Annotated in this window: 13 protein-coding genes; 4 read left to right on the top strand and 9 right to left on the bottom strand. The window is 63.1% G+C overall.

Translation table 11 applies throughout. From position 1 onward, the window contains the following. Nucleotides 1-31: 31 nt before the first annotated feature. Nucleotides 32-532 carry a M48 family metallopeptidase gene (locus ACIP02_RS00630; protein ID WP_400612223.1) on the top strand — a complete coding sequence of 167 codons (501 nt, stop codon included), beginning with the start codon at nt 32-34 and terminating at the stop codon, nt 530-532. Between the two features lie 12 nt (nt 533-544). Continuing rightward, the gene (locus ACIP02_RS00625) at nt 545-841 is read left to right on the top strand and encodes a helix-turn-helix domain-containing protein (RefSeq protein WP_016395304.1); all 297 of its coding nucleotides are present in this window, start codon (nt 545-547) and stop codon (nt 839-841) included. Nucleotides 842-966: 125 nt separating this feature from the next. Here ACIP02_RS00625 and ACIP02_RS00620 read toward each other — a convergent pair whose 3' ends face one another. Then, nucleotides 967-1,419 carry a GNAT family N-acetyltransferase gene (locus tag ACIP02_RS00620; RefSeq protein WP_400612220.1) on the bottom strand — a complete coding sequence of 151 codons (453 nt, stop codon included), beginning with the start codon at nt 1,417-1,419 and terminating at the stop codon, nt 967-969. 154 nt (nt 1,420-1,573) lie between these two features. Between ACIP02_RS00620 and ACIP02_RS00615 the strand changes: the two genes are divergently transcribed. Beyond that, on the top strand, nt 1,574-2,311 hold the full coding sequence (locus tag ACIP02_RS00615) for a substrate-binding periplasmic protein (protein WP_400612218.1): 738 nt from the start codon (nt 1,574-1,576) through the stop codon (nt 2,309-2,311). A 130-nt stretch (nt 2,312-2,441) separates the two neighbouring features. On the opposite strand, the gene yccS is transcribed toward ACIP02_RS00615, so the two are convergent. The 8 genes from yccS to ACIP02_RS00575 form a co-directional block, all read right to left on the bottom strand. Next, a complete protein-coding gene (yccS, locus tag ACIP02_RS00610; protein ID WP_400612216.1) occupies nt 2,442-4,625 on the bottom strand; it encodes a YccS family putative transporter in 2,184 nt (727 codons plus the stop codon). A gap of 213 nt (nt 4,626-4,838) precedes the next feature. After that, the gene (locus tag ACIP02_RS00605) at nt 4,839-6,020 is read right to left on the bottom strand and encodes an NAD(P)/FAD-dependent oxidoreductase (protein WP_400612214.1); all 1,182 of its coding nucleotides are present in this window, start codon (nt 6,018-6,020) and stop codon (nt 4,839-4,841) included. Nucleotides 6,021-6,157: 137 nt separating this feature from the next. Further along, the gene (gene dbpA, locus ACIP02_RS00600) at nt 6,158-7,495 is read right to left on the bottom strand and encodes an ATP-dependent RNA helicase DbpA (protein ID WP_400613220.1); all 1,338 of its coding nucleotides are present in this window, start codon (nt 7,493-7,495) and stop codon (nt 6,158-6,160) included. A 112-nt stretch (nt 7,496-7,607) separates the two neighbouring features. After that, entirely contained in the window at nt 7,608-9,035 is a 1,428-nt protein-coding gene (gene mdtD / locus ACIP02_RS00595; protein WP_400612212.1) for a multidrug transporter subunit MdtD, read from the bottom strand. A 109-nt stretch (nt 9,036-9,144) separates the two neighbouring features. Next, nucleotides 9,145-10,464: a TldD/PmbA family protein gene (locus tag ACIP02_RS00590; RefSeq protein ID WP_400612210.1), complete on the bottom strand. Its 1,320-nt coding sequence runs from the start codon at nt 10,462-10,464 to the stop codon at nt 9,145-9,147. Next, nucleotides 10,464-11,906, bottom strand: a complete 1,443-nt coding sequence (locus ACIP02_RS00585) for a TldD/PmbA family protein (protein ID WP_400612208.1) — start codon at nt 11,904-11,906, stop codon at nt 10,464-10,466. The genes ACIP02_RS00590 and ACIP02_RS00585 overlap by 1 nt, the downstream gene beginning before the upstream one ends. Nucleotides 11,907-11,937: 31 nt before the next feature. Beyond that, nucleotides 11,938-13,740, bottom strand: coding sequence for an acyl-CoA dehydrogenase (locus tag ACIP02_RS00580; RefSeq protein ID WP_400612206.1), 1,803 nt, complete (start codon nt 13,738-13,740; stop codon nt 11,938-11,940). Nucleotides 13,741-14,074: 334 nt separating this feature from the next. Then, entirely contained in the window at nt 14,075-14,566 is a 492-nt protein-coding gene (locus ACIP02_RS00575; protein WP_400612204.1) for a hypothetical protein, read from the bottom strand. A gap of 784 nt (nt 14,567-15,350) precedes the next feature. Here ACIP02_RS00575 and ACIP02_RS00570 point away from each other — a divergent pair. Beyond that, entirely contained in the window at nt 15,351-15,614 is a 264-nt protein-coding gene (locus tag ACIP02_RS00570; protein ID WP_019473937.1) for a DUF3077 domain-containing protein, read from the top strand. Nucleotides 15,615-15,740: the final 126 nt, after the last annotated feature.

Here is a 15,740-nt window from a genome sequence, read left to right as displayed (position 1 = left end):
AATCGGCATTCGTTACGCCGAATGCAGTGCCATGACCGTATTACGCTACTTGCAAGCTTACCCGCCGCACCTGCAGGAGCAGGTGCGGCAGATGATCGACAGCGACCGCCTGGGCGACTACCTGCAGCGCCGCTACCCCGACCGCCATGACGTTCAAAGCGACAAGGCGCTGTATGGTTATGCCCAGGATTTACGCCAGCAGTACCTGCGCAGCGCGCCGGGCCTGGACAAGGTGTTGTTCGATAGCCGCCTCGACCTGACCCACCGGGCCCTGGGCCTGAATACCGCGGTGTCGCGGGTGCAGGGCGGCAAGCTCAAGGCCAAGAAGGAAATCCGCATTGCCTCGTTGTTCAAGGAGGCCGCACCACAGTTCCTGCGCATGATCGTGGTGCATGAGCTGGCGCACCTGCGCGAGCGCGACCACAACAAGGCGTTCTACCAGCTCTGCCAGCACATGGAGCCGGACTATCACCAACTGGAATTCGACCTGCGCGTCTACCTGACCTATCGGGAGCTGCCGGGCAACCTCTAAGGAACATGCAGCATGGAAGTGAGCAAGACCAAGAGCAGCTTCTACCGCCGCCTGTACGTGGCCTGGCTGATCGACAGCCAGACCGCGACCAGCGTGCCCGCCCTGATGGAGGCCACTGGCATGCCGCGGCGCACCGCCCAGGACACCATCGCTGCGCTGGCCGACCTGGATATCGTCTGCGAGTTCGAGCAGCAGGAAGGCGCCCGCAACCACGCCGGGCATTACCGCATTCATGACTGGGGCGCGATCGACAAGCAGTGGATCATCCAGCATTTGCGGCAGATTCGTGAAGTGCTGGGTTACCCCTGAAAACATGGGGCCGCTCTGCGGGCTGTGGGAGCGGGCTTGTCCCGCGAACACCGGCAAAGCCGGTGCCATGCACCGCGTCGTCTGATTCGCGGGGCAAGCCCGCTCCCACAGGGATCGTGGCAATTTCAGCCCTTGCGCATGCCGATATGCGGAATGTCGTCCTCCAGGTACTCCTCACCCACCACCACAAACCCATGCCCGGTATAAAACGCCTGCAAATGCGCCTGCGCCGACAGGTACACCGGCATCCCCGGCCAGCAATGCTCCGCCGCCTCCAGCCCCTTGAGCAGCAGCGTGTGCCCCAGTTTCAGCCCGCGTGCCTCAGGCGATGTCACCACCCGCCCGATCACCACGTCCCCGCCCTGTGACTGCGGGTCGAGCAGGCGCAGGTAGGCGACCAGTTTGTCTTCCTGCCAGGCCATCAGGTGCAGGGTGTCGCCATTCAGGTCCTGGCCATCGACTTCCTGGTAGGCGCAGCGCTGCTCGACCACGAACACTTCGGTGCGCAATTGCAAAATGGCGTAGAGCTGCTCTTTGCCAAGGTCGGTGTGGTGCTTGCAGAGCCAGTCGATGGACATTGGCGCGAACTCCTTGAATGGGCCTCGATCATCGCATGCTGCACAGGTTTCGGCCAAAATAGAGGCTAAATGACACTATTGGCCGCTGCCCTCTGCAACGGCTTTGTGTAATCTCATCGGCAGTGTGTGCCCTCCATTGCGAAAGGACCTGAGCATGCGGCCACTGCTTTGTGTGCTGGGAATGCTGGCAATGATGCTTGCAACACCCGCCCCGGGTAACGACAGGTTGCGCCTGGTGGCTGACAGCTGGCCACCGTTCAACGATGCCAACATGCCAGGTGGCGGCCTGGCCACCAGCATTGTCACCACAGCCCTGGCGCGCGCCGGCTACGGCAGTGTCTACGAAGAGGTGCCTTGGGCCAGGGCGCTACTAGGCGTAGGAGAAGGGCGCTACGACGTGCTGATCAATGCCTGGTACAACGATGCGCGTGCCAACATCGGGCAGTTTTCCGAAGCCTACCTGACCAACCGTGTGCGCCTGCTGCAGCGCAAGGGTGAGGCGTTCCGTTACAAGCGCCAGTCGGACCTTTACCCCTACAGCATTGCCGTGGTGCGTGATTACGCCTATTCACCCGAATTTGACGGTGATACCCGTCTGCACAAGGTGCCGGTGCGCAACTTTTCTTCGGCGGTGCGCATGCTGGCGGCAGGGCGGGTGAACCTGGCGGTGGAAGACGAATTCGTGGCCCGCTACAACCTGCAGCGCGAGCCGCAGGAGGTGCGTGATGGGGTAGTGCTGGTGGAACCGCCGCTGGGGGAGAACACCTTGCACATTCTGGTCAGCCTGAAGCACCCGGAGCATAGGCGGATCGTCGCGCGCTTCGAACAGGCAATTGCGGCGATGAAGGCCGATGGCAGCTATGCGCGGCTGCTGCGTCAGCATGGGTTTTGATCTGTATTGCCTGTGCCGGCCTCTTCGCGGGTGAACCCGCTCCTACAAGGGCGTGCGCCGGCTCAGGAAGTGCGTATTCAATGTAGGAGCGGGTTTACCCGCGAAGAGGCCAGCACAGGCAACACAAGGCTCAGGCCGGCGCACCTTCCTTGATCAAATGCGCCGCCAAGGTCCGCAACGGCCCCAACTGCCGGCAGATCAACGCCAACTGCGTCTGCACCAGCCGCTGATGTTCATCCAGCTCTTCCGGCATCTGCTCCAGGGCATTGGCCAGCGCCTCTTCGGCATCGCTATGAATCGCCACCGGCAGCCGCGCAGCCAGGCCATTGGCAATCTCGTCCAGGCTGCTGGCCAGGCTTTGCCCGGCACCTTCAATCAACTGTTCCTGCACCTCTGCCGGTAACGCCGTGTCACGGTGTGCGCCCAGCCCAGAGAGGTAGCTGAGCAAGGTATGCGACAGCACCAGGAAGCGGAAACCGACGTCGGCCTCCTTACGGAAATGCCCCGGCTCCATCAGCATGTTGGCCAGGGTAGTGGACAGCGCCGCATCGGCGTTGTGGGCGTTGCGTCGGGCCAGGCGGTAGGCCAGGTCGTCACGCTTGCCATGGGCATACTGTTGCATGATCTGGCGCAGGTACACACTGGCGCAGGCCAGGGTATTTGCCAGCGCCTTGTTCAGCCGCCGGCCCTGCCAGTCAGGCAGGAACAGGAACACCGCCAGGATGGCAATCAGGCTGCCCACCAGGGTGTCGAACAGGCGTGGCAGAAACAGGCCGTAGCCATCGCCGATCTGGTTGAAGCAGAACAGCACCATCAAGGTGATCGCGGCGGTGGCCAGGGTGTAGCGGGTGGTGCGGTTGACGAAGAACACCACCCCGGCGACCACGGCAAACAACGACTGGATGACCGGGTTGGGGAACAGGTCGAACAAGGCCCAGCCGACCGTCAGGCCGACGGCGGTGCCGAAGATGCGCTGCACCAGTTTGCGTCGGGTAGCACCGTAGTTGGGCTGGCAGACGAACAGCGTGGTGAGGATGATCCAGTAGCCCTGGGTCGGGTGGATCAGGTGCACCATGCCGTAACCGATCGACAGCGCCAGCGGCAGGCGCAAGGCATGCCGGAACAGCAGCGACGTAGGCGTGAGCTGGGTTCGCAAGCGTGTCCACACGTCTGTCAGCGAGCGCGGAGAGCGGTCGAGCAGGCTGCTGTCGCTGGCGTCGGCCAGGCTGTCCGGGTTGCTGGCGGCGCTGAGCAGGCGGTCCAGCGTGGCGAGGTTGGCGGCCAGCGCCCGCAGCGAGCGCAGCAGGCCGCGCCAGGCCGGGTTGTTCTGGGTACGCAGGTGTTCCAGCGAAGCGTTGAGGTCTTCGAGGGCTTCGGGGTAACCGCTGGCCAGCACAAACGGCTGGCGCAGGCGAATCGAACGGGCCAGCTCCTGGCAGGACGAGCCCTGTTTACGCAGCAGGCGCTGGCAGCGGAACATCACGTCACTGTGGAAAAACGCCTCGGTCAGGCCGTTGTAGGGATAGTGCGAAGCACTGACCCGCTCATGGATGTCCTGGGCCAGGAAATACAGCTTGAGGTAGCGGCTGACCTTGGCGTTCGGCTGGCTATTGCCGACCCGGTGTAGGATGATCTCCTTGGCCGCATTCAGCGCTGCCACTACCTTGCCATTTTGCTGGGCCAGCTCCAGGCGCCGCGCCTCGACGTCAAGGGTGCGCACCGGCTCGAACAGGCTGGCCTTGAGCTTGAGGTAGCTGCCCAGTTCGAAGAACAGCTTGGCCAGGCTCTGCTGCACAGGCTGGTTGGAGAACAGTGCCTGCCACAGCACCGACAACAGCCCGTACCAGGCGGCGCCCGCCACCAGCAGCATCGGCTCGTGCCAGAAGTCCGTCACCTGGCCGCCACGCTGGTCCACGCCGATCATGGTGTACACCGCGGTGATCAGGGTGGCCGAAGCGATGGCGCCGTAGCGCTCGCCCAGGGCGCCGAGCATGGTCAGGCCGAACGCCGCCAGGGCCAGCGCGACGGCGAATATCCAGGGATAGGGGAACAGCAACTCGACCGCCAGCGCGGCGATGGCGAAACATACCAGGGTAACGGCCAGAGCGCTGAGGCGGCCCTGCCAACTGTCATCGGTTTCGGCCAGGGCGCTGGCGATGATGCCGAGGAACAGCGGAATCAGTAGGGCCATCTCGTTCTGATACCAGCACAGGGCCAGGCTGCCGGTAAGGGCGATGGTGACCCGGATGCTATAGCTGAACTTGTCTTGGCCCCACAGGCGACGCAGTGACTGACGGAACGAGCTCGATGACATGATGGCCTGCTAGGCAGTGATCAGAGGAATACCTTTCGAGGCCGTGCTATTGGGGCCGCTTTGCGGCCCTTCGCGGGCAAGCCCGCTCCTACAAAGGTTACACAGATCCATGTAGGAGCGGGCTTGCCCGCGAAGGGGCGCAAAGCGCCCCCAATAACGGCACTCCAGCACGGGCCAGCAAGAAGCGTTCCGTGCTGCTGAATGGATTCTACTCTACACGAACTGCGCTGCGGCGTTGGCCGATGCCCAGGCCCACTGGAAGTTGAACCCGCCCAGGTGGCCGGTCACATCCAGCACTTCACCGATGAAGTACAACCCGGGGCTTTTCAGCGATTCCATGGTCTTGGACGACACTTCGCGGGTATCCACACCACCCAAAGTCACTTCGGCAGTCCGGTAGCCTTCGGTGCCGGCCGGCACCACCTGCCAGTTCGCCAGCTTCTCGGCGATCTGTGCCAACTCCGCCGGGGTGTACTGCTTCATCGGGCGGGACTCGAACCACTGCTCGGCCAGCAGGTTGGCCAGCTTGCGGGTGAACACCTCGCCCAGCACGGTCTTCAGTTCGGCGTTGGCGCGCTCGGCCTGCATCTGTTGCAGCCAGGTCAATGCGTCGCGATCGGGCAGCAAGTTGATTTCGACCGTGTCGCCGGCTTCCCAGAACGACGAAATCTGCAGAATCGCCGGGCCGCTCAGGCCGCGGTGGGTAAACAGCAGGTTCTCGCGGAAGCGGGTGCCGTTGCAGCTGGCGGTGCAATCCAGCGAGGTGCCCGACAACTCGGTGCACAGTGCCTTGAGTTGGGGCTCGGTGATGGTGAACGGCACCAGGCCGGCGCGGGTTGGCAGTAGGGTATGGCCGAACTGGCGGGCCACCTGGTAGCCGAAGCCGGTGGCACCCAGGGTCGGGATCGACAGGCCACCGGTGGCGATCACCAGCGACTGGCAGGCGAACTGGCCACCGCTGGTCTGCAGTAGGTAGCCGTTTTCGGTCTTCTCGATCTGTTCGATGCTGGTATGCATGCGGATCTCGGCGCCGGCCTCGTCGCATTCGGCCAGCAGCATGTCGAGGATGTCGCTGGCCTTGTTGTCGCAGAACAGCTGGCCGAGCTTTTTCTCGTGGTAGGCCACGCCGTGCTTGCACACTAGTTCGATGAAGTCCCACTGGGTGTAGCGGGCCAGCGCCGACTTGCAGAAGTGTGCGTTGTGCGAGAGGAAGTTGGCTGGCTCGGTGTACAGGTTGGTGAAGTTGCAGCGCCCGCCGCCAGACATGAGGATTTTCTTGCCTGGCTTGTTGGCGTGGTCGAGCAGCAGTACCCGGCGGCCACGGCGAGCGCTGAGCTGGGCGCACATCAGGCCGGCGGCGCCGGCGCCGAGGATGATCACGTCGGTGGAGTGCACGGTGTTACCTCTTCGAGATTGCAGGGGGCTGCTGCGCAGCCCAATCGCGACACAAGGCCGCTCCTACAGGAGATACGCGATCCCCTGTAGGAGCGGCCTTGTGTCGCGATCGGGCCGCAAAGCGGCCCCAAAATAGGTCAGACGATGCGGACTTTCAGGGACCGACCCTTGATCTTGCCGCTGTTCAAGCGTTGCATGGCCTGCTTGGCCAGCGCCCGCTCCACCGCCACAAACGCCTGGAAGTCAAAGATCGCAATCTTGCCCACCTGCTTGCCCGGAATACCGGCATCACCGGTCAGCGCACCCAGAATATCGCCCGGGCGCAGCTTGTCCTTGCGCCCGGCGGCGATGCACAGGGTGCTCATCACTGGCAGCAGCGGCTCGCCGCCTTTGTTCTTCAGGCTGTCCAGTTGGTCCCAGCGCAGTGGGCTCTTTTGCAACGCTTCGATAGCCTGGGCGCGGTGCCCTTCAGCCGGGGCCACCAGGCTGACTGCAACGCCTTTCTCGCCGGCACGGCCAGTACGGCCCACACGGTGCACGTGGATTTCCGCATCACGCGCCAGCTCGACGTTGATGACCATGTCCAGGCCATCGATATCCAGGCCGCGTGCGGCCACGTCAGTAGCCACCAGCACCGAGCTGCTGCGGTTGGCGAACATGGTCAGCACCTGGTCACGGTCGCGCTGCTCCAGATCACCGTGCAGCGCCTGGGCGACGATGCCCTTGGCGGTCAGGTGGGCAACCACGTCCTCGCACTGCTGCTTGGTGAAGCAGAACGCGACGCACGACTGCGGGCGGTAGTGGCCGAGCACGCGGGTAACGGCATCCAGACGTTGCGCTGCATCGATCTCGATGAAGCGCTGCTCGATCTGGTTGTCAGTGTGCAGGCTCTCGACCTTGACCTGCTGCGGGTTGCGCATGAAGTCGGCGGCCAGCTGCTTGATGCCGGCCGGGTAGGTGGCCGAGAACAGCAGGGTCTGGCGGCGCGACGGGGTCTTGCCGATGATGCTGGCAATGGCGTCGAAGAAGCCCATGTCGAGCATGCGGTCGGCTTCGTCGAGGATCAAGGTGTTCAGGCCGTCGAGCACCAGGGTGCCCTTGTCCAGGTGCTGCTGGATGCGCCCCGGGGTGCCGACGATGATGTGCGCACCGTGCTCCAGCGAAGCGATCTGCGGGCCCAGCGATACGCCGCCGCACAGGGTCAGGATCTTGATATTGTCCTCGGCCCGGGCCAGGCGGCGCAGTTCCTTGGCCACCTGGTCGGCCAGCTCGCGGGTAGGGCACAGCACCAGCGCCTGGCAGCCGAAGTAGCGCGGGTTGATCGGGTTGAGCAGGCCGATGCCGAAGGCGGCGGTCTTGCCGCTGCCGGTCTTGGCCTGGGCGATCAGGTCCTGGCCCTTGAGGATGACCGGCAGGCTCTGGGCCTGGATCGGCGTCATCGAGGCATAGCCGAGGGCGTCCAGGTTGGCCAGCATGGCAGTGGACAGCGGCAAGGTGGCAAAGGCGGTGGATTCGGTGGTCACGAGGCGGGCCTGCGGTGCGAAGCTAAAAATGCCGCACAGTCTACCAGCCTCATGGCTATTCGCCCTAAGACTCTACGTGCTCTTCCGGACGACGGGCACGCCTTCCGTCTGTCGGCGCCAGCTGCAGGAAGATGGCCGCGGCCAGCATCGACATAATGCCGATGGTGACGAACGTCAGCTGGAACGCGCCCAGCGTGGTTTCGACGTCCTCGGCGCCGCCCGCTGCGGTAAAGCCACCGAGCAGTGCGCCGGCACAGGCCACGCCCAGGCTCAATGCCAGTTGCGCGACCACCGACAGCAGGCTGTTGCCACTGCTGGCGCTGGCGTCGTCGAGGTCGATCAACGTTACTGTATTCATCGCCGTGAATTGCATGGAGTTGATCGCGCCGAGCAGGCCCAACTGAATCAGCAGCACGGCGTAGGGCGTTTGTTCATCGACCAGACCGAGGCTAGCCAGCATCAGGCCCAGCATCAAGGTATTGCCGGTGAGGATGATGCGGTAGCCGAACCGCTCGATCAGCGGCCTGGCGACGGACTTGGCCAGCATCGCCGCCGCCGCCAGCGGGATCATGCTCATGCCGGCCTGGGCCGGCGAGTAACCCAGCGCCACCTGCAGCAGCAACGGCACCAGAAACGGCAGGGCACCGCTGCCCAGGCGCGAGAACAGGTTACCGAGGATGCCGATGGCAAAGGTGCGCACGCGGAACAGGCTGGGCGAGAACAGCGGCTCGGGGTCGCGCCCGGCGCGCAGCCAGTAGGCGGCCAGGCACGCCATGCCGGCAAACAGCAGCAACATCACCCGCAGGTGTGGCAGGTGCAGTTCGCCCAGGCCTTCCATGGCAATGGTGATCAGCACCATCGCCGCGCCAAACAGCAGGAAACCGGGGGTGTCGAAGCGGGTGCGTTCGGTGCCGCGCAGGTCAGGGATGAACTTCCAGACGGCGTAGCAGCCAATCAGGCCGACCGGCAGGTTGAGCAAGAAGATCCAGTGCCAGCTGAGGATTTCCACCAGCCAGCCACCCACCGTTGGCCCCAGCAGCGGCCCGAGCAGGCCGGGGATAGTGATGAAACTCATGATCCGCACCAGTTCACTGCGCGGGTAGGCGCGCAGCACCACCAGCCGCCCGACCGGCAGCATCAGCGCCCCGCCCAGGCCCTGCACCACGCGGGCGAAAATCAGGAAACCGAGGCTGTTGGCGGCGGCGCACAGCAGCGAGCCGAAGCTGAACAGCAGGATGGCGCTGAAGAAGATGCGCTTGGTGCCGAAGCGGTCGGCGATCCAGCCCGAGGCGGGAATCAGCAGGGCCACGGTGAGCATGTAGGCGATGATCACGCCCTGCATGCGCAGCGGGTCTTCGGCCAGCGAACGGGCCATGGCCGGCAGCGCGGTGTTGAGGATAGTGCCGTCCAGGGACTGCATGAAGAAAGCGATCGCCACCACCCAGGGGATCCAGCGGGCGGTGACGGGGTCCAGCGGGGTACGTTCGGGCATGACTTCCTCGTTTGTCAGTGCCGGCCTCTTCGCGGCTAAAGCCGCTCCTACAAGGGTTACGCGTTCGTTGTAGGAGCGGCTTTAGCCGCGAAAGGGCCGGCAAGTCCAATCACAATGTCAATGTCAGGCCTTTGACCAGCGCCCCCGGCAAATGACTCGACCCGGTACTGCGATGTCCATAGGTGCTGGTCGACAAAATCATCTCGCGCTCCTGGGTCAGGTCCTCCAACTGGCTACCCAGCAAGCTGTACAGGCTGTCATCGAAGCGCATGGTGCTCACTGGCCCCTGAATCTGCCCGTTTTCCACCCAGAAGGTGGCAAACCGCGTCAGCCCGGTCATGCGCGCCGCCGGCAGGTCAGAGTAATTCAGGTACCACAGGTTGCTGATGTACAGCCCGGTGCCCAGGCGCTTCAGGATCTGCTCACTGGGCAGGCCACCCGGCGCCAGGCTGAGCGCACACGGCGACTCGTAGCTGTCAGCACCATTGGCCAGCAGCTCGAACTCGGCCGCGCTGCGCGCACTGATCAGCCGCTGCAGCGCCTGGCCGTGCTGAATCAACGGCACATCCCGGCGCGGCGAGCCTTCATCGGAAAACGCCGGGCTCAACGAGCCACTGACCTGCTCGGTGAAACTCACCAGCGGGCTCAACCGCGCATCACCGTTGTACAGGCGCTGCAAGGCGCTGTTGCCGGTGGCCAGGGCCTGAGCCGAGAAACCGCCCCAGCACAGCATACCGGCAATCTCGTCCATGGCTGCCGGCGCCAGGTAGGCGCGGTAGCTGCCGGGCTTGAGGGTAACAGCAGGCAGGTCGAGGAAACCCAGCTGCTCGCGTGCCTGGCGCAAGCGTGCAGTGAAGTCGTCGGCGCTCCACAGTTGGCCGGCATAATTGGCCTTCACTGCTTCGCCGTTTTCGTGGAACAGGCTCCAGTCGAAGTTGAAGCTGTTGGCCTGGTGCCAGCCGAAGGCGTGGAACGAGCTGGCGAAGCCCCGGCAGATCGGGCCGGCGGCGTAGATGCCGACCAGGTCAAGGTCACCGGCTTCGCGGTCGAGCAGGGCCAGCACTTCGCTCAGCTCGGGCAGCGGCTGCGCTTGCTGGCTGTGGCTGCGCCAGGCGCCTTCGTCCAGGCGCAGGTAAGGGTCGACGGCCAGCAGCGGCAGGGTCTGGCGCAGTTGTTTTAGCGCATCGGCCAGGCGTTGGCGGTCCAGTTGGGCATCGCCACTCAAGGTCACTTGCTGTTCGGCCTGGCGGCCGTCGCGAATCAGCCGTAGCTGCGCGCTGGCCTGGCTCACTTCGCCGGCCTGGCGCACTTTGGCATGGTTGAAACGCACGAATTGCGACTGTTCGGCGCTGTAGCCGAGGGTGAACTGCTCGCCCACCTGCAGCGCGGCGCGCACATCCCCGACCAGGGTTTCGAATGCGTGTTGCATCAGGCGTCTCCTCCGAATACGTCGATCTGGCGGAACACGCAGGCTGGCGAGGCATGGCCCACGCGCACCACCTGGTTGGGTTCGCCCTTGCCGCAGTTGGGCGTGCCCAGTACCTGGAAGGTGCTGCGGTCGCCGACTGCCGCCAGGTTGCGCCAGAACTGTGCGGAGATGCCGCGGTAGTTGGGGTTCTTGACGATGCCCTTGAGCTGGCCGTTTTCGATCAACTGGCCCCATTCACAGCCGAACTGGAACTTGTTGCGCGCATCGTCGATGGACCAGGAACGGTTGGTGCGCATCAGGATGCCGTGCTCGATGCCCCCGATCAGTTGCTCAAGGGATTGGTCACCCGGCTCGATGTTGAGGTTGGCCATGCGGTCGATCGGCGCGCGGTTCCAGCCGCAGGCGCGGCTGTTGGCCACCCCGTCCAGGCCGGAACGGAACTGCGACAGCGCACCCCCCAGCGGGCGCAGCAGCAGGCCGTCGCGGATCAGGAACTGCTTGCTGGCGGCGGTGCCATCGTCGTCAAAGCTGTAGCTGGCCAGCTCTTCGCCGATGGTCGGGTCGAAGCTCACGTTGAGCAGGCTGGAGCCGTATTGCAGGTGGCCGAAGTCGCTGGCTTTGACGAAGCTGGTGCCTGCGTAGTTGCGCTCGTCGCCGAGGATGCGGTCCATTTCCAGCGGGTGGCCGATGGATTCGTGGATCTGCAGCATCATCTGGTCCGGCATCAGCAGCAGATCGCGTGGGCCGCTGGGCGTGTTCGGTGCCAGCAGCAGCTGCAGTGCCTCGTCGGCAACCCGGCTGGCCGCACCGACCAGGCCGCAGCGCTCGATGACCTCGAAGCCGCCCTGCTGGCCGAAGTTATCGCGGCCCAGGCTGCGGCTCTGGCTGTCCTGGCCGTCGCTGGCGGTCACGCTCAAACCTGGGAACAGGAAGCGCTGGGCGTGGCGCAGTTCGGCGCCGGCCGAATTCAGGTAGGTCTGCTCGACCAGTGTCAGGCCCAGGCTGGCCTGCCAGTCCACCAGTCGGCTGTCCTTGGGTACGCTGGCCGATTCGGCAGCGAGCAGGCCGAGGCAGTCGGCAAGGTTGGGCACGGGGTGGTCGAAGTTGGGCGAAATGTGATCGTGGCGGGCGCTGGTCACCGGCTGCTCGCTCAGGTCCAGCAGGCTGTGCCGGGCGATCTGCCGGGCCAGTGCCTCGGCTTGCTCCAGGGCGCGCTGCAGGCCCGCCTGGGACAGGTCGGCGGTGGCCGCATAGGCCTCCACGCCATTGACCCGCACGGTGAGCATGGCGCCTTCGTCCTGGCTGAAAAAAGGCGGCTCGGCAACATTGCGGCGAACCGACAGCGCCTGGTGCGACTGCTTCACATGGCGCAGGGAAAACAACTCGGCCGTACTGCGCAGCGCGGCAAAGCGCTGGCGCAGCAGGGCGCTGGAATCGAACATGCGGAAGTCTCCGTGTAAACGGTGGCTCCCCCTAGAACCACCCGTCTTGCATGCCGAGGCAGGTATCGTCGCGTGCCTCGAGCAATGCCAGCTCATTATGGCAGCCCGGTACTTCCCAGGTCAGGAAATAACGTGCGGCTTGCAGCTTGCCGAGGTAGAAGTCGCGATCAGCAGGGCTGCCCTTGAGCAGTCCGAGTTCGGCGTGTATCGCCTGTTCCAGCCAGCGCCAGCCGATTACGCAGTGGCCGAAGGCCTTGAGGTACAGCGCCGAGTTAGCCAGGGCGCCAGCGACTTTGCCTTGGGCCAGGTCGCCGAGCAGGGCCAGGGTTACGCCCTGAAGGCGGTTGACCAGTTGCTCCAGCGGCTGGCGCAGCGGGTCGAGGTTGGGGTGGTGGCTGGCGCGCTCGCCGGTGACGGCAATCAGGCGGATCAGTTGCTTTAGGCCGGCGCCGTTGTTCTGCGTCAGCTTGCGGCCGAGCAGGTCGAGCGACTGGATGCCCTCGGTGCCTTCGTGGATCGGGTTCAGGCGGTTGTCGCGGTAGTACTGCTCAACCGGGTATTCGCGGGTGTAGCCGTGGCCGCCGAGGATCTGGATCGCCAGCTCGTTGGCCTTGAGGCAGAACGCCGAGGGCCAGGACTTGACGATCGGGGTCAGCAGGTCGAGCAGTTCCTGTGCCTGTTTGCGAGCGCTTTCATCGCTGACGGTCTGGGTGTCGTCGAACAGGCGAGCGGCATACAGGCCAAGGTCGAAGGCGCCTTCGACGTAGGCTTTCTGGGCCAGCAGCATGCGTTTCACATCGGTGTGTTCGATGATCGGTACTGCCGGGCTGTGCGGGTCCTTGTTGTCTGGCCGCCGGCCCTGCGGGCGTTGGCGAGCGTACTCGAGCGAATACAGGTAACCGGCGTAGCCGAGCATCACCGCGCCCATGCCGACGCCGATACGCGCCTCGTTCATCATCTGGAACATACAGGCCAGGCCCTGGTGCGGCTGGCCGACCAGGTAGCCGACGCACTGGCCGTTGTCGCCGAAGTTCAGCGCCGTGGAAGTGGTGCCGCGCCAGCCCATCTTGTGGAACAACCCGGCCAGCAGCACGTCGTTGCGCGGGCCACGGCTGCCGTCCGGGTTGACGTGGTACTTGGGCACGATGAACAGCGATATACCCTTCACCCCGGGTGGTGCGTCCGGCAGCTTGGCCAGCACCATGTGCACGATGTTTTCCGACAACTCGTGGTCGCCGCCGGAGATGAAGATCTTGTTGCCCTTGAGCCGGTAGCTGCCGTCGCCTGCCGGTTCTGCGCGGGTACGGATATCGGCCAGCGACGAGCCGGCGTGGGGTTCGGTCAGGGCCATGGTGCCAAAGTAGCGGCCCTCGATCATGGGCTGCAGGAACAGGCGCTTCTGTTCGTCGCTGCCGAAGCTTTCGATCAAATTGGCTGCGCCCATGGTCAGGAACGGGTAGGCCGTGGTGCCGGCGTTGGCGGCCTGGAAGTGGGCGAAGCAAGCCTGCGAGACCAGGCTGGGCAACTGCATGCCACCCACCTCGAAGTCACGGTTGGCGTTGAGGAAACCGGCTTCGAGGAAGGCATCGACGGCAGGTTTCACTTCGGGGATCAGCTCGGCGCGGCCATCGACGTAGCGGGGCTCGTTTTCATCGGCTTTGCGGTTGTGCGGGGCGAAGAACCTTTCGGCGATGGTGCGCGCGGTGGTCAGCGCGGCATCGAAGGTTTCACGGCTGTGCTCGGCGAAGCGCGGGCGCTGGGTGAGGGCTTCGGCGTCGAGGACTTCATAGAGCTCGAAGGCGAGGTTGCGGGGGCTGAGTAGGGTCTCGGGCATGGGGGCGGTCCTGAGGCGGGATGCTGCGAGTGTAGGTTTTGCCAGTTACAGGTGGATACCATGATTGATTAGGTTGATGTTGAGGAACAGACGGAAACATTTTTGAGTGTTCATCCCTTTGACGTCGTTGCTTCGCTTGGATAACATTGCGGTGTTGCTACAGACCGGAACCCTGGATCAGGGGGTAGCAATGCCGGGAACCAGCTGATGCTGATTTCTCCCAGCCAGTGAGCGGGATTCGAAAGGCCAGGCCGATATTCAGATTTAGCAAAAAGCCCCAAGACGAATGGTTTTGGGGCTTTTTGTTTATGGGGTTCGAATAGTTCGCAGCTGCTTAGATGATCAAGCCTTCATTTCGCTTTTCCAGTATGTAGCGAACATTAAAAAGCTGCCCCTTGGGCATGCTCGTCCGCCCCCAAGCATCTACTTGATAGGCGGATATAACGTTCACCCTTAGGTGGTTTTCTTTGCCCGCCAATTTGCGTACTTCGAAAAATATCGCGTAATCAAAAGTGTCCAGGCAAAAATATCGGCGATTGTTTCTGCCCGCGAAGTGGGCGCGAACCTTGGCGTCGACGAACCTGCGAGCAACGAATTCCGGAAGTAGCTTTGAGCAGTCGTAGCGGCTCTGGCTGAAGTTTCGCTTTTCGTTCGAGCGAGGGTTGGTGATAAGCGGACCTTCGTTCTTGTTATCTGTGAAACAGTGGAATCCAAATGTGAAGTCTACGCTGATGACACGCGAGCTGATTTCGAACGAATGGGTGGTAGGCCTTAGATGCGCCATACAGCGTTCCCTGCCGTCGATGATTAAATTCTTCCAGCGCATGAAGACCACCCTTTGAGAGTGGCATATGAAATTATGCGCGAGGCTAGAGGTCAATGAGCTTAGTGTTCAATATTGTCGCTGAATGTCTATGGGAAGTTTCTTACTTGAGGCAGGGAACTGTAGGGTAGATATCGTCTTGGATGTGGTTTAAGGGGGTGAGTCATCCATGGCTTGGTCTACTGCACCTTGTGATATAGGAGACGCACATTTACGAGGCCAAAGATTTTTCAGCCGGATTTCCTACATTTTTTTTAAGTATTTGCCTATTCCATGTAGTCCATTTCCCAAACATACTCCCAACCCCCTTCTAGCCATTGCGGTGCTCTGGGTAGGGCCCTAGTCTCGGGTGGTCGCTGGCGAATCAGTGACCGGCTTTGACAGGCCGACCAGGTCAAACCGCATGGCTTTGCCTTTATGGCAGCTGTGCATGGGGCACCTCGTGTGCGCCGGGTTTTGGTTTGCCTACCGGTCTGTCAACCCATGTACAGCTGCCACCCTCTTGTTTGACAGCAGGTGTGTGGTAGCCCTCATTACCAGGTGAACCATGATGCTGAAGAATGTCCCCGATCCACCCCACGATCCCCTTTTTCTGAAGACAGCCCGATGCCGGGGCAGATGCCTGCTGTAAGGCTTTGTTGATATGTCGCTTGGGCTGGCCCTTTCGCGGGTAAACCCGCTCCTACAACGGGCATCACATGCCAGGGCCTGCGGTGGTCATTGTAGGAGCGGGTTTACCCGCGAAGAGGCCGGCCCAGGCAGCCAAGAATCATCAGGGGATTGAACAATGACAACAGAAGACACCCAATTCACCGTCGGCAAGACCACGTTCTACCAAGGCGAAAACGGTACCCACCCGTTGTTCCGCATCGAGCCCGGTATCCCGTGCAGAGACGCCCGCGAGCAGTCTTCGGAGTTGATGGGTTATGTGCGCGAGTTGACCATCACCGGGCTGATGGATGAGAAGCCGATGATGATCTGGGCTGCCCATTACCTGAGTGCGATGGCCAAGGCGCTGATGGATGATGCTGAGTTGGGGATGAAGCAGTGAGGGGGTGGCTTTAGATTGCATGAAGGCTGCCAGGTGTATGCCGACAGTTTTGCAGCGCCTATGAGATCGAGCGCCGCCCGCGCGGCGCTTCGCGGGGCAAGCCCGCTCCCACATCTGTTTCGGGCC

Source organism: Pseudomonas sp. NPDC089408 (assembly GCF_044749445.1).
Taxonomy (GTDB): domain Bacteria; phylum Pseudomonadota; class Gammaproteobacteria; order Pseudomonadales; family Pseudomonadaceae; genus Aquipseudomonas.
This window is presented reverse-complemented; position numbering and strand designations above follow the sequence as displayed.